The organism is Xanthomonas sp. WHRI 6106 (genome assembly GCF_040202405.1).
In the GTDB taxonomy this organism is placed as follows: domain Bacteria; phylum Pseudomonadota; class Gammaproteobacteria; order Xanthomonadales; family Xanthomonadaceae; genus Xanthomonas; species Xanthomonas cannabis.
The window spans coordinates 76,870-90,120 of record NZ_JBEGFC010000005.1; the positions used below are offsets into that span (position 1 = coordinate 76,870).

14 protein-coding genes are annotated in these 13,251 nt (G+C 53.8%); all 14 read right to left on the reverse strand.

The window, feature by feature from the left end; translation table 11 throughout:
* Window positions 1–632: 632 nt before the first annotated feature.
* Window positions 633–2,249, reverse strand: a complete 1,617-nt coding sequence (locus ABQZ09_RS09365) for an alpha-glucosidase (RefSeq protein ID WP_228313990.1) — start codon at window positions 2,247–2,249, stop codon at window positions 633–635.
* A 315-nt stretch (window positions 2,250–2,564) separates the two neighbouring features.
* Entirely contained in the window at window positions 2,565–3,863 is a 1,299-nt protein-coding gene (locus ABQZ09_RS09370; RefSeq protein WP_266103776.1) for an XVIPCD domain-containing protein, read from the reverse strand.
* Between the two features lie 104 nt (window positions 3,864–3,967).
* Complete coding sequence (locus tag ABQZ09_RS09375) at window positions 3,968–4,768, reverse strand: XAC2610-related protein (protein ID WP_349776747.1); 801 nt, start codon at window positions 4,766–4,768, stop codon at window positions 3,968–3,970.
* 216 nt (window positions 4,769–4,984) lie between these two features.
* On the reverse strand, window positions 4,985–5,542 hold the full coding sequence (locus tag ABQZ09_RS09380) for a type IV secretion system protein (RefSeq protein WP_349776836.1): 558 nt from the start codon (window positions 5,540–5,542) through the stop codon (window positions 4,985–4,987).
* Window positions 5,505–5,987, reverse strand: a complete 483-nt coding sequence (locus ABQZ09_RS09385; RefSeq protein WP_349776748.1) for a DUF4189 domain-containing protein — start codon at window positions 5,985–5,987, stop codon at window positions 5,505–5,507. Before ABQZ09_RS09385 ends, ABQZ09_RS09380 begins: the two co-directional genes overlap by 38 nt.
* A gap of 8 nt (window positions 5,988–5,995) precedes the next feature.
* Window positions 5,996–6,817, reverse strand: coding sequence for a type IV secretion system protein (locus ABQZ09_RS09390; protein WP_349776749.1), 822 nt, complete (start codon window positions 6,815–6,817; stop codon window positions 5,996–5,998).
* Between the two features lie 304 nt (window positions 6,818–7,121).
* The gene (locus ABQZ09_RS09395; RefSeq protein ID WP_349776750.1) at window positions 7,122–7,619 is read right to left on the reverse strand and encodes a DUF4189 domain-containing protein; all 498 of its coding nucleotides are present in this window, start codon (window positions 7,617–7,619) and stop codon (window positions 7,122–7,124) included.
* Between the two features lie 522 nt (window positions 7,620–8,141).
* Complete coding sequence (locus ABQZ09_RS09400; RefSeq protein WP_184555014.1) at window positions 8,142–8,648, reverse strand: DUF4189 domain-containing protein; 507 nt, start codon at window positions 8,646–8,648, stop codon at window positions 8,142–8,144.
* 10 nt (window positions 8,649–8,658) lie between these two features.
* Window positions 8,659–9,288: a type IV secretion system protein gene (locus ABQZ09_RS09405; RefSeq protein WP_503018824.1), complete on the reverse strand. Its 630-nt coding sequence runs from the start codon at window positions 9,286–9,288 to the stop codon at window positions 8,659–8,661.
* 122 nt (window positions 9,289–9,410) lie between these two features.
* A complete protein-coding gene (locus ABQZ09_RS19895; protein WP_503018826.1) occupies window positions 9,411–9,623 on the reverse strand; it encodes a DUF4189 domain-containing protein in 213 nt (70 codons plus the stop codon).
* 288 nt (window positions 9,624–9,911) lie between these two features.
* Window positions 9,912–10,535, reverse strand: coding sequence for a type IV secretion system protein (locus ABQZ09_RS09410; protein WP_349776751.1), 624 nt, complete (start codon window positions 10,533–10,535; stop codon window positions 9,912–9,914).
* Window positions 10,536–10,668: 133 nt separating this feature from the next.
* Entirely contained in the window at window positions 10,669–11,178 is a 510-nt protein-coding gene (locus ABQZ09_RS09415; protein WP_228313993.1) for a DUF4189 domain-containing protein, read from the reverse strand.
* A gap of 12 nt (window positions 11,179–11,190) precedes the next feature.
* Window positions 11,191–12,354: a TrbL/VirB6 family protein gene (locus ABQZ09_RS09420; RefSeq protein ID WP_349776837.1), complete on the reverse strand. Its 1,164-nt coding sequence runs from the start codon at window positions 12,352–12,354 to the stop codon at window positions 11,191–11,193.
* 70 nt (window positions 12,355–12,424) lie between these two features.
* Entirely contained in the window at window positions 12,425–13,249 is an 825-nt protein-coding gene (locus ABQZ09_RS09425; protein ID WP_039563608.1) for a hypothetical protein, read from the reverse strand.
* Window positions 13,250–13,251 lie beyond the last annotated feature (2 nt).

Below are 13,251 nucleotides of genomic sequence, written 5' to 3' on the forward strand. Positions count from 1 at the left end.
CCTCGCCACTCGAGGCGCCAAAGCCCCTCTCCCACCGGGAGAGGGGTTGGGGTGAGGGTACGGCGCCCACGGAAACAGAATCATTGCCCGAGATGCACTGCGTCACCCGCCTGCATATTCATCGGCAGAAGCATTGAACTACTACCGCAATGCAATCACGGGGCGCATCGGTCTAGACGTCGAAATATCGTTTTGAGAAAAGCCGCCGTTTAGACAACGGCGGCTTTCTCTTGCAAGAACAACATCACAATTCCGACAAACGGGATCGCCACAGGCCAGACGGGCTCAGCGCCAATCAGACATGTGTATGTCCCACTGCCTGCCACCTAAACGCAAGACAGGCTGCAAGACAGGAGACACTGCGTTGACTGGCAGTGCCGCCAGTTGCAGTCAGCTTGATCGGGCAAGCGTTTGAAGTAGTTTGATCAGGCCAAATTAGATCGGTTCAACAGAGATGCATCACCGTCGCCTGCAACAGCAGCGGCATGTGACGCGTCTTGAACCGCTTGCCAGGCACGCTGCTCTGCGTGCGCGCCGTTTCGCAACCTGACGACCCATAAACGAAGCGAGGCATCCCAATGGAATGCCTCGCTGGTATCACTCAATCTCGCCCACACCTGCACGCGATGGCGTCACTCCCCGCCCGTCGCGCAAACCATCGCATGCCCAGGCAAGCCTATGCGGCCATGCTCGATCACGCCGCGCTCCACCCCCGGCACATCGATCTGGCTCCACGCACCTGCAGGCAGCGAAAGCTCGGCAACGTTGGAGGACAAGTTGAAAGCCAACAGCATGACCTGCCCTGCATGCTCACGCCGGAACATCAGCACCGGCTCTGCCGTGTCGTAAAACGTGATCGCGCCTTCGCGCAGCGCTGGCAAGCGCTTACGCCAGGCAAGGAACGCCTGCACGGCGCTCAGCACGGAGTGTGCATCGTCCTGCTGCACGCTCACCGCCGCGAGCCGATGCGGCGCGGACAACGGCAGCCACGGCTTGCCGCTGGTGAAGCCTGCAGACGGCGCGTCGGTCCACGGCATCGGCGTACGGCATCCATCGCGCCCCTTGAAGGTCGGCCAGAACGTGATGCCATAAGGATCCTGCAGATCCTCGAACGCCACGTCCGCCTCGCCCAACCCCAGCTCCTCGCCTTGATAAAGACAGATTGAACCACGCAGCGAACACAGCAACGCCACCACCATCCGCGCAAAGACCGGCGAGGCATCGGCGCCGCCCCACCGCGTCACAGCGCGCACCACATCGTGGTTGGAAATCGCCCAGCACGGCCACCCTTCCAGCATGGTCGCCTCGAGCCGGCTCACCGTCTCGCGGATGTAGGCCGCACTGTAATCCTGCACCAACAATTCGAAGCTGTAGCCCATGTGCAAGCGGCCGTGGGCGGTGTACTCCGCGGTGGTCGCGAGTGAATCTTCGGAAGAGATCTCGCCCAGGCTCACCGCGTTCGGGTAGCGATCGAGCAACGCGCGAAGACGCTCCAGGAACACCAGGTTCTCCGGCTGCGTGTTGTTGAAGTAGTGATACTGGTACGCGTACGGATTGTCCGCACTGAAACCACGCCCTACCCGCTTGTCCGCCGCCTTGGCCGGGTTGTCGCGTAGCTGCGCATCATGGAAGCAGAAGTTGATCGCATCCAGCCTGAAACCATCTACCCCGCGATCCAACCAGAACCGCACATTGTCCAGGGTCGCCTGCTGCACCTCGGCATTGTGGAAATTGAGATCGGGCTGATCCACCAGGAAATTGTGCAGGTAGTACTGCTCGCGCCGCGGCTCCCACTGCCACGCCACACCGCCGAACAGCGATAGCCAGTTATTAGGCGGCGTACCGTCCTCACGCGGGTCAGCCCACACGTACCAATCCGCCTTCGCGTTGGCTTTATCCTGACGGCTTTCCTGAAACCACGCGTGTTCAATCGAGGTGTGGCTCAGCACCTGGTCGATCATCACTTTCAGCCCGAGTGCATGCGCCTTGTCGAGCAGGCGATCAAAGTCCTCCAGCGTGCCAAACAACGGATCCACTGCCCTATAGTCGGCGATGTCATACCCGAAATCGGCCATCGGCGACTTGAAGAAAGGAGAGATCCAGATCGCATCCACACCTAGCCCAGCGATGTAGTCGAGCTTGGCAATGATGCCAGGCAGATCGCCGACCCCATCGCCGTTGGAATCCAGAAAACTACGCGGATAGATCTGATAGATGACCGCCCCGCGCCACCATGGTGTCTGCAACATGCACGCCCCTCCCGGGCTTTTGCGGGTGCTGGAATATGCACCCGGCCAAGGCCATTAGCGTAGCTGCGCTACCGACACCGGGCGTAACCGTGCATACGTATTCATGGGCAGACGTTCGTCACACGGGCGTAGGTTTCCCTGCCATCCAGACCTTCCAGAACCCGTCCATCACATAGATCAGCGGACGGCTGTCGATCAAAGCTTCCAGGCGATGTCCCACAAGAAAAACCCTGGCAATGCCAGGGTCATTGATGTCGCCCCACACATAAATGGCACCGGCAACGCCAGAGCCATCGATTCCGCACTACCTCGCCCTTACATCGTTGGGCCGCGCGTCTCGGTATGCAGCTGTGTCAGCGCCTGTTGCTGCACCTGACGCTGACTCTCCTCAGCCACCTGCCGGCTGCTGTGTTCCAACGGCTGGGCTTGCGCTTGAGTGCGATCCACGAACACGCGCTGCATCGCCGGGTCGGTCATCTCGCCCTGTACAGCAAAGAAGCCATCGCCGCTCTTATTGGGCACCACATGGTCGATGCGTTGCATGCCGCTCACCTTGGCCTCGAATACAATCTGGCCAGCCGCCTGCTGCAGATCCTGACGGTTGGCAAAACCACCACGCTCGCCCAAGGCTTCGAGCTTACTGACTGCGCCGTTGTACATCGCGTTATCGGGATGGCGGGAATCGGATAACAAGGGGCTGGATGTCTGCACCGGCACTGCCGGAGTGACCGTCTGCTCGGCCTGCTTGGCGGTGTGCTGCGACAATGACTGGCCTAATGCAGCTTGCGTCTGCCGTCCCACCACGCCATCGATCTGCAGGCCATGCTCGCGCTGGAATTGCTCGACCGCATATTTGGTATTGCCACCAAAATCGCCATCGGCGTGGAGCGGCTTGCCGTCACGGCCGGTGGCACCGAGTTGGGCAAGTTGGCCTTGGAGCTGCTTCACTTGCTCGCCGCGCTCACCTTGTTCTAGCCGGCTGTCGTGCGACTTTGCGGCATGATGGGAGGCCGAGCTCGGTGCCACGCTGGCTTTAAGATCAACACCATCCCGCTTAACGCTTTCGATCAAATCGGGAACACGACGTTCCCAACTTTCCGCGTGTCGTTCGCAGTCCTTAGCGGCTTCGATACTCCAAGGTTTACTAGGCGTCACGCCATTAACGACACGCCGGGCGTTGTAAACGTCGTGGCTGTCAGCATCAATGTAACGATCGAGCGGCTTGCCAGTAAACAAGCCATCGCGCATACCGACAACCAATACCTTTGCCGCAATTTCAGGGTCTTTCGCCACGTCCGGGTTGCGGACCATTTCGCCATTTAGGCCAAGCAGCTTGTCAAACTTGGCATAATTGTAATCGTGCGTGAGATGGACATAGCCACGGCCATAAAATTCTTCGCCGCCGCTATATCCAAGTTTGCGCGCCTGGCTGCGTCCGAAATCTTCTTCAGGCGCTTGAAAGTTACGCGTCTCATGCTGAGCCGTCGCCAGAATGTACGATATTTGTTTTGGATCGGTCACACCGTTCTCAAGAGCGGTTTTGACGATCAACCTAACGGAGGATTCCCGATCTACACCAAAGCCTTCGGTGCTACGACCACGTCCATCGCTCATAGTATACTCCGTACGCGCATGTCATTAGAATTTGTTGTTGCATCGCCGGCATTACAGACCCGAAGATGCGTTGCATGTACTCACTACAAACTACCTGCCGCTTTTTAGTTGTCCACTCCTCTCAATTCACCGTTCTGGAGCCGCTCGATCGTTTTCTTCGGTTTAGCCGGATTATTTGTGTCTTCGGTTACCCGCTCTATCAGCACTGCTTTGTTATTTTTTAGCTCGTAAGTATCGAAAACATGGATACAACATCCATCCCCTGAAGTAGAAGTCAGCAGATTCCCTTTCACGGAGAAAAGACCATTGGCCATCACCGTGATATCGGATAGCGACTGATTAAAAACAAGAAGTTGTTGTGCGGCATCGAAAAGATAAACGCTGTAAGAGGGGCCTCCATAGTTACCCTCTTTACCCGACCAAATCACTAGATCCTCATGTCCATCGCCATCGACATCAGCCAGGATGATCGAGTGACGGTTTTTCTTGTACATGTCATTCAGAGGACCATGATAAAGAGTGGAATTGCTATCTATGTAAAGCGACTCAGGCTCCACAGCAATCGGCTTACCACCTGGAAATGTCACTTCTACAACCGGCGAGCGGCTACAAAGCATGATTCCCGAGCCATCTTCGGTGCAACCCTGCGCCTTGATTGAGACGTTAATTCCGCTGATGCTTGCTCTTACCTCACCTTTATCATTTAGCGTTGCATTAACTGTCGCTGGCATTTCTGAATCCCCTTGTGAGGCTGGCGCCGTAGCTTTTTCGAATTGATCAGCAGAAATTTTTGGTGCACCAGCATCTCCAGAAGGAGCATTACCAGGACTGCACGCTGCAACGAAGAAGATGCAAAATAAATATAGTGGCCGTAGCAGATCTCTTGCCGACGCAAACCCCGCCATAAAACCTCCGATTAAATTAAATAACCACTTTATTTAATAAATAATAAAATTGTCAAGCTGCAAAATTTGCGTTCCATGGAATATTAAGCTTCCACAGAATATCTCAACGCCAATCCATTTTACCAGCCCTTAAAGCGCGCCCGGCCAAGGGCGTTAGCGTAGCCGCGCTAGCGACGCCGGGCAAACCCAAGCATACGTATCGCGTGTAGACGTTCGTCACGCAGGCCGAGACTGTGCAGAAATGTCCGCAGGTCGGTATGATCGCGGCGCCAGCCCTTGCGGTCTGGATGATCCACCAGCCGATGCTGCACCGCCGATCTGCGAGTAAGCCGTAAAGCTGCCTAACGTGTTTTGGAAAAAGAACGCGGCCATTGAAGGCTTCATCAGGATCAGAAGCGTCAACACTACGCCCATCCCGCCGGTTTGCATGGCCTGGCTTGTGATGCCGTTCGTAAAATCCATGTCCAGCACCATGCCAAGCCCCTTGACCGCCCAGAGCGATCCAGCGACCTTAGCTACCATCTTCATGCAAATCGACACCATCGCGGCCAGCACGCCCATCGAGAACATCGTACCGATACCATAAAGCAGCCACTTCTGGAACAACTGCTTAGTCTGATCAAACAACAGGCACAGGATGAACAACGGCCCAAACCCGACGAACATCGCAGTGGCAATTTGGTGCAGCAACAACACAGCGGCAGCCCTTAGCGCCGGACAAACTGATCTTTCTACATTAGTATTCGTGAAACTCCGCCTTACTACAATCCGAATAGCCCACTACGCAGTCCGCGTGTCCGCAATCTCGCAATGCATTACTTTCTGCCAACTCTTTGGAGTTGTCGTTAAAAGTGTTGAATTTTCCAAGCTGAGTTGACTGCGCTTGAGCTATACAAATATTTTTATAAAAAACTTTAACTTTACAATTTACCCCACCAATTTCCATACAGGCCTTGATTGCATTTTTCTTTGCTGCAGATTTGGAATGCTCCTTTGCTGCAACGCCAAGTACTGAGTTGTCCTGGCTTCTGGCAAGAGCCCCCCACCGAGCTTTCCACTCACCGGTTGGTTGGGGTACATTTGAGTTTCCAGAGGCAATAGGCGCGCACCCTGACGCTCCCTGACCGCCAATAGGATAAAAGCCAGGCGGACATGCACCTTCTGCAAAAGCCAGAACCGGAAAAATATTAAGAAAAAGAGGCAAGAAATAGCGTTTCATAAGCATTTCTAGTTAGGATTTCGACTGGAAGCGCGCTCACCTGGCTGCTGGGACTGCGGGGCACCAAAACCTGATATTCGCATTCCTGTCATTGCTCCATCGTCTACTCGATTAGGCTGTGCGGAAGGTTCAGCAGGTCGGTATGACCCAGGCGCTTGTCCCTGCGGCCCTGGCGATCCGCCAGCCGAAGCCGCACCGCCAATCTGCGAATACGCCATGAAGCTACCCAGGGTTCCCTGGAAGAAGCACGCGGCCATCGGAGGTGTCGTCAGGATTAGAAGCGTCAACAATACGCACATCCCGCCGGTTTGCATGGCCTGGCTTGTGATGCCGTTCGTAAAATCCATGTCCAGCACCATGCCAAGCCCCTTGACCGCCCAGAGCGATCCAGCGACCTTGGCGACCATCTTCATACAAATCGACACCATCGCGGCCAGCACACCCATGGAGAACATCGTGCCGATGCCGTAGAGCAGCCACTTTTGGAACAGTTGCTTGGTTTGATCGAAAAGCAGGCGCAAGACGAACACGGGCCCAAAGCCAGCAAACATCGCAATAGCCACCTGGTAGAGCAGCAACATGGCAGCGGCCGTCAGCGCCGGACCACCGGTACCAATACCTGTCATCCACATTGCGGTGGCTTTTTCCTCCTGCAGCCCCTTGTCGTCCACCACTTGAAGGGCGTCGATCGTGGTCAGCGCCACCTGCATCCAGGCCAGGCTCTCATCGATCTGCTGCTCAGCCATCTCATCTTCATTGCCGGTGATGAGCGCAGTGATCTCCTGAGGAACGTCCACTGCCAGAAACTGATGTAGATTCTGACCAAACATGCCATCGACGATGCCACCATGACCACCAGCGCGCCACGCGCCATGTCGGTGACCAGCATCATCAAATCACGGCTTTTTTGTGGAGTTAATCAAATAGCTCCCGCAGCAGAATTCACAGCGTCATGAGCGTCAGAGCGACGCCTGGCACACTTCACATCCTCGCACATTGCTTTCAGACCGAAATCATAAATCTCGATCCGTAAATTCACAATAATAGCTTGGAAAAACAATAAATCTCTAATCGACCCGCCATTGGCTACACGCCTACCCGCGCACCAATATCACACATAAACAAAATAATTAATTAATAACGCCGAAATTCAGACATGCTACAATCAGTATAAATAAGCTCACACTTTCCGACCTTCGACTTAGACTCACAAGCCTCCAACACGAGCTTCTTTGCTTCATCTACTGACTTCGCTCCTTGTATCGTGCTCCCTCCCCCATCTATCGACCGTGCCACGGCAGCGCATTGATTGTAATATACGAAGTTAACTTTGCAGGCTTTGCCACCCAATCCTACGCAATCTTGTATGGCTGCACGCTTGGCATCGGATTTACTCTTATTTCTAGCCGACGCACCGAGAACTCCTACAGCTGTATCTATAGCAAAAGCTCCCCAGCGCTTCTCCCATTCACCTGTAGCTTGAGGTAACTGGGAGCCAGTGTCTCCTCCACTCATCGGCGCGCACCCTACGGCTCCCTGCCCGCCAATCGTGTAATATCCCGGAGGACACTGGCCCTCGGCATAAACATCGCTTGCAATCAAGAAAAAGAATATAGCAAATTTCATTATCATGACCTCAAATCACGATGAGCAGCCTTTGCCCCAGCATCAGAATTACTACTTTGCGTTGGGATACCACCTCCTCCCATCCGAACATCATTATTTTGCTGGGTGGAGGCCGAGGTGTTAACGGCCTGCGCCGGTGTGTAAGAGTCGGGCGCCTGCCCCTGCGGCCCAGGTGCTCCGCCAGCCGAGGTCGCACCGCCAACCTGCGAGTACGTCATGAAGCTGCCCAATGTGCTTCGGAGAAGACTGGGGCCGTCAGGGATGTCGTCAGGAGTAAAACGCCCTTGCCTTCTATTTGTGCATTGCCTGGCTTGTGATGCCGTTCGTAAAATCTATATCGAGTAGCATGCCGAGCCCTCGACCGCTCAGCCAACTGCTTGCATGCTTGGCTTATGATGGCGCTGGTTAAATCCATGTCAAATAACGTTGTGACACCCTTTGACACATTGAGTGACCTCGTTGATGACACTCTTTAGAAGTAATTGCGGAACCAATGACAGTGACGAGAAATTTTCTTGATTTAATAAATTAATATTTCCTGAAGGAAGACATACTGCAGGCGGAATAAATTACTTCACAGTTCTTCCCGGGTGATTTCCCTATACATGCCTTTACAGCTAGGTCCTTTGCGCCATCCAAGGTTGGAGAGCCTGAATATCCGGCACCTCCGGAACCTAAGCCCACAGCAATTGCAGCGCATTGATTTTTGTAAAAGAAAATAGGTTTACAATTAACGCCGCCAACTTTCCGACATTCCAACTCAGCCTCTTGACGAGCCTTCTTCTTAGAGCTTTGGCCCGAAGAAGCCCCAATGAATCCTTTGGCTTCATCGAATGCAAAAGCCCCCCACCTAGTTTCCCATTCTCCAGTCGCGGTAGGCGTTGTAGCATTAGATGAACCGCTCATCGGAGCGCAGCCCGCTACCCCCTGCCCACCAATTGGATAAAACCCGGGGGGACAGTTTCCTTCTGCAGAAGCATCTAGAGATTTAAAAGTCAGAAGAAGAATTATTGCAAATAATATCAAGACTTTCATTGAAATGATCCTAAACATTCAAATCACGATGTGCACCACGTCCACTTTGACTCGACTCAGAGCCGGACGAAGTATTAGCTCCCACTCCTCTCACCGTAGGAGCAATTGTAGTTGATGTAGAGCCCTCATCAACCCGCTGCGCAGGCGTATATGTCCCCGGCGCTTGCCCCTGCGGCCCAGGCGATCCGCCAGCCGAGGCCGCGCCGCCGATCTGCGAGTACGCCATGAAGCTACCCAGCGTGCCCTGGAAGAAGAACGCGGCCATCGGAGGTGTCGTCAGGATCAGGAGCGTCAACAATACGCCCATCCCGCCGGTTTGCATGGCCTGGCTTGTGATGCCGTTCGTAAAATCCATGTCAAGCACCATGCCGAGCCCCTTGACCGCCCAGAGCGATCCAGCGACCTTGGCGACCATCTTCATACAAATCGACACCATCGCGGCCAGCACGCCCATCGAGAACATCGTACCGATACCGTAAAGCAGCCACTTCTGGAACAGCTGCTTGGTCTGATCAAATAACAGGCACAGGATGAACAACGGCCCAAACCCGACGAACATCGCAATGGCCACCTGATACAGCAGCAACATGGCAGCGGCGGTCAACGCCGGTCCGCCCGTACCGATGCCAGTGAACCACATGGCGGTCGCTTTCTCTCGTTGCAGGCCTTCATCATCGACGACTTGCAGCGAGTCGATCGTGGTCAGAGCGACCTGTCGCGCAGTGAAGCATGAAAAACCTACTAACTAAGAAATCATTAAAATCAGTACCTTTTAAAATAGGCTTCACTGCATCCGGAATAAAATATTTTGCAATCACCTATACCGCATAACTTTAATGCCAAATCCTCCGCTCTAACCTTCGAAGAAGATATGTAAGATTTAGATATATTCCTCTGTTCAGAACTCGCTACCGCAATGCAACCATTTTTATAGAAAACCTTGGCACTACAACCCTTTCCCCTCCCTGCATACAAAATTCAACAGCGACATCACGTGCCTCAGACTTTGATCGCCTGCCCTCTGCCACCCCTAAACTTTTATCATCTTCGTCGTAAGCTAATGCTCCCCACCTAGTCTGCCACTCCCCGGTCGGCTGGGGGTTACTGCTACCCCCAGCGCTAATAGGCGCACAACCAGAAACGCCTTGCCCTCCGATAGGATAGGACCCAGGAGGACAGGCTCCTTCAGCAAAGGAATTGCTGGACGAAAAAAGAAGCATAACCGCCCAGAAAAAAATCCCAGTTATCTTTAATACGGAAAAATTAGACATTAGATTCACGGTTTGATGCTCGGCTACCAACTTGTGGGGATGGTACATTGCCTGAACCAAATATCTGTTGAGGCGCCCTGCTAGTTTCCCCACCTGCATGATCATTAGTAGTTGGTTGACGTGGAGTGTAAGACCCAGGCGCCTGTCCCTGCGGACCAGGAGACCCACCAGCCGACGCTGCACCGCCGATCTGGGAGTAGGCCATAAAGCTGCCTAACGTACCTTGGAAGAAGAACGCGGCCATCGGAGGCGTCGTCAGGATCAGGAGCGTCAACAATACGCCCATCCCGCCGGTTTGCATGGCCTGGCTTGTGATGCCGTTCGTAAAATCCATGTCCAGCACCATGCCAAGCCCCTTGACCGCCCAGAGCGATCCAGCGACCTTGGCGACCATCTTCATGCAGATCGACACCATCGCGGCCAGCACGCCCATCGAGAACATCGTACCGATACCGTAAAGCAGCCACTTCTGGAACAGCTGCTTGGTCTGATCAAATAACAGGCACAGGATGACAACGGCCCAAACCCGACGAACATCGCAATGGCCACCTGATACAGCAGCAACATGGCAGCGGCGGTCAAGGCCGGTCCACCCGTACCGATGCCAGTGAACCACATAGCGGTCGCTTTCTCTCGTTGCAGGCCTTCATCATCGGCTACCTGCGGCGAACCGATTGGTTAGCGTCACCCGTATCTAAGTTAAGGCAACCTAGAAGCGAAGCGGGTCAGGCCATTCCGTCAAAGACGATTTATTTGTATTTCCGAAAAACCGGATCAGTACACCCCTTAAACAATACGCCGCAAGACTTGCCATTTGAGGAACAACCACCCCTTGCTTCGCTCTCAGCTCTAGCTTCAGTTGGCCCTGTTCCCCATGTCACCACTCCCCCCTGAGAAGGCTGAGCAATTGCGAGGCATTGATTCTTGTAATAAACCTCGATTTTGCAGCCTTTATCCGTTAGTTGCTGACACTTTTCTAAAGCATCACTCTTGGCTTGGGATTTTGAAACAAAACCACTCGACACGCCGATTGCACCATCCCCCACCTTCGACATTGCCACCGCGCCCCAAGTTTTTCTCCATTCACCAGTAGGCGCAGCGCCTACTTGACCACCTGCAGGAATCGGGGCACATCCCATTGCGCCCTGACCACCAATAGGATAACTCCCAGGTGGACAATTACCCTCAGCATATAAACTCCCGCTGAGCAACAGTAAGCTCCAAAAAAAGAGATAGTTCAGTAGAGCTGAAATTTTCATCGTTTAGTTACTTCAATAACGAGGATTTATGCCTACGTGATCGGCTTTTGCCATCATTCCAGTAGGTTGATTAGATATCACGCCGCCGGAGCTATTAGCTGACATTACTCTTCCAGAATCGTGAGAAGAAGAAGATCCCTGACCTACCGAGGTGTCACGCGTGGGAGCTGGAGGGCTGTAGGATCCCGGCGCCTGTCCCTGCGGACCAGGAGACCCACCAGCCGACGCTGCACCGCCAATCTGCGAATACGCCATGAAGCTACCCAGGGTTCCCTGGAAGAAGAACGCGGCCATCGGAGGTGTCGTCAGGATCAGAAGCGTCAACAATACGCCCATCCCGCCGGTTTGCATGGCCTGACTTGTGATGCCGTTCGTAAAATCCATGTCCAGCACCATGCCAAGCCCCTTGACCGCCCAGAGCGATCCAGCGACCTTGGCGACCATCTTCATACAAATCGACACCATCGCGGCCAGCACGCCCATCGAGAACATCGTACCGATACCGTAAAGCAGCCACTTCTGGAACAACTGCTTGGTCTGATTAAATAACAGGCACAGGATGAACAACGGCCCAAACCCGACGAACATCGCAATGGCCACCTGATACAACAGCAACATGGCAGCGGCGGTCAACGCCGGTCCACCCGTACCGATGCCAGTGAACCACATGGCGGTCGCTTTCTCTCGTTGCAGGCCTTCATCATCGACGACTTGCAGCGAGTCTATCGTAGTCAGCGCGACCTGCATCCAGGCTAAGCTCTCATCGATTTGATGCTCTGCGGTTTCATCTTCTTTTCCGGTGATAAGCCCGGTGATTTCCTGAGGAACGTCCACCGCCAGAAACTGATGAAGGTCCTGACCAAACATGCCCATTGACGATGCTACCATCACCACCAGCGCGCCACGCGCCATGCCGGTGACGAGTGCCATCATTGAGTCCCGGCTCTTTCCGGAGATAATCAGATAGCCCTGGAACAGGATCCAGAGTGTCATGAGCGTCAGTGCAATTCCTGCCACCCATTCCATCATCCGGCGCATTGTCTCCAGACCGAAATTGTAAATCTCGATTCGGAGATACTCGATAATGGCTTGGAAAAAGAAGAAATCTCCAATAGACCCACCATCGGCTACGCGCATGTTAGGAAGCCAATTGGAAACTGTGCTAACGATGTCCATAACCATGAGACGCATTCCTTGGTTCTAACGGTGCCGAAGCGCAAGCCCCGACGAAATTGCCGAGTGACAACTAGTTTGTCTTTTCGTTTTTCAGCGCTGCGCGCAGAGCGAGATTCTTGACCACCGTGCCAAGCAGCACTTCCTTCCCCTTAAGCGCCTGTTTGGCAAGTGACTTTTGCTTGTCCTCCATCAGCACGATATATGTCTCGTATGCCTGGTTACGTGCGGTCCACGTCGACATCTGGATGTCCATCGCGTTCGACAAGGTTCTCAACTCGAACATTCGTGCATCCACCGCGCCTGGCGTATTATTCCCTGCAGCACGAAACACGATACGATCAAGTTCCCGCTGAAAAGCGGGCATCGTCACTTCAATAAAATCAATCGAATCGTTGTAACGCTTATTTTTAAGCATTTGAATATAAGCGCAGGTCTTTTTTTGTTGCTCGTCGATTCCTTCACTGTTCAACGCCTCCTTGACCTTACTGGAAATAATTTCCTTCAGACCCGAGACACTGAACACACTGGGAGCCTCTCCACCGCAGCGCTCCTTGACCATGTATTCCTCGTCTACTTTCGCCAGCTCTACACCGTCCGGTAGCATTGATCGGTAGCTCGCCAGATCGATGAAGGCCATTGCGGCGTCATATTGTTGTTTCCACCGTCTTGCCTGGTCGATGAAATACTGCGCCTCTTTCGCGTATTGCGAATTATCTTTCGCAAACTGCCAAGCAGATTGGACCCGCTGTGTGAAATTTTCCACTAGGTTCGCTGGATCGATGAATGTCACAGCCTGACCATTCAGGCAAGCCGCGCAGCCAAGCACCAAGACCAGCGTCCGTAATTTGGACCCAACCCTAGACGATTTATCGGCGCGATCCTTTTTAACATTCATTT

What these genes read in the sequence shown, in the direction of transcription:
- ABQZ09_RS09375 (WP_349776747.1), bottom strand. Translation starts at nt 4,768, where the DNA reads ATGGCGGGGTTTGCGTCGGCAAGAGATCTGCTACGGCCACTATATTTA.
- ABQZ09_RS09425 (WP_039563608.1), bottom strand. Translation starts at nt 13,249, where the DNA reads ATGAATGTTAAAAAGGATCGCGCCGATAAATCGTCTAGGGTTGGGTCC.
- ABQZ09_RS09385 (WP_349776748.1), bottom strand. Translation starts at nt 5,987, where the DNA reads ATGAAACGCTATTTCTTGCCTCTTTTTCTTAATATTTTTCCGGTTCTG.
- ABQZ09_RS09365 (WP_228313990.1), bottom strand. Translation starts at nt 2,249, where the DNA reads ATGTTGCAGACACCATGGTGGCGCGGGGCGGTCATCTATCAGATCTAT.
- ABQZ09_RS09415 (WP_228313993.1), bottom strand. Translation starts at nt 11,178, where the DNA reads ATGAAAATTTCAGCTCTACTGAACTATCTCTTTTTTTGGAGCTTACTG.
- ABQZ09_RS09405 (WP_503018824.1), bottom strand. Translation starts at nt 9,288, where the DNA reads ATGTGGTTCACTGGCATCGGTACGGGCGGACCGGCGTTGACCGCCGCT.
- ABQZ09_RS09395 (WP_349776750.1), bottom strand. Translation starts at nt 7,619, where the DNA reads ATGATAATGAAATTTGCTATATTCTTTTTCTTGATTGCAAGCGATGTT.
- ABQZ09_RS09400 (WP_184555014.1), bottom strand. Translation starts at nt 8,648, where the DNA reads ATGAAAGTCTTGATATTATTTGCAATAATTCTTCTTCTGACTTTTAAA.
- ABQZ09_RS09420 (WP_349776837.1), bottom strand. Translation starts at nt 12,354, where the DNA reads ATGGACATCGTTAGCACAGTTTCCAATTGGCTTCCTAACATGCGCGTA.
- ABQZ09_RS09370 (WP_266103776.1), bottom strand. Translation starts at nt 3,863, where the DNA reads ATGAGCGATGGACGTGGTCGTAGCACCGAAGGCTTTGGTGTAGATCGG.
- ABQZ09_RS09390 (WP_349776749.1), bottom strand. Translation starts at nt 6,817, where the DNA reads ATGTTTGGTCAGAATCTACATCAGTTTCTGGCAGTGGACGTTCCTCAG.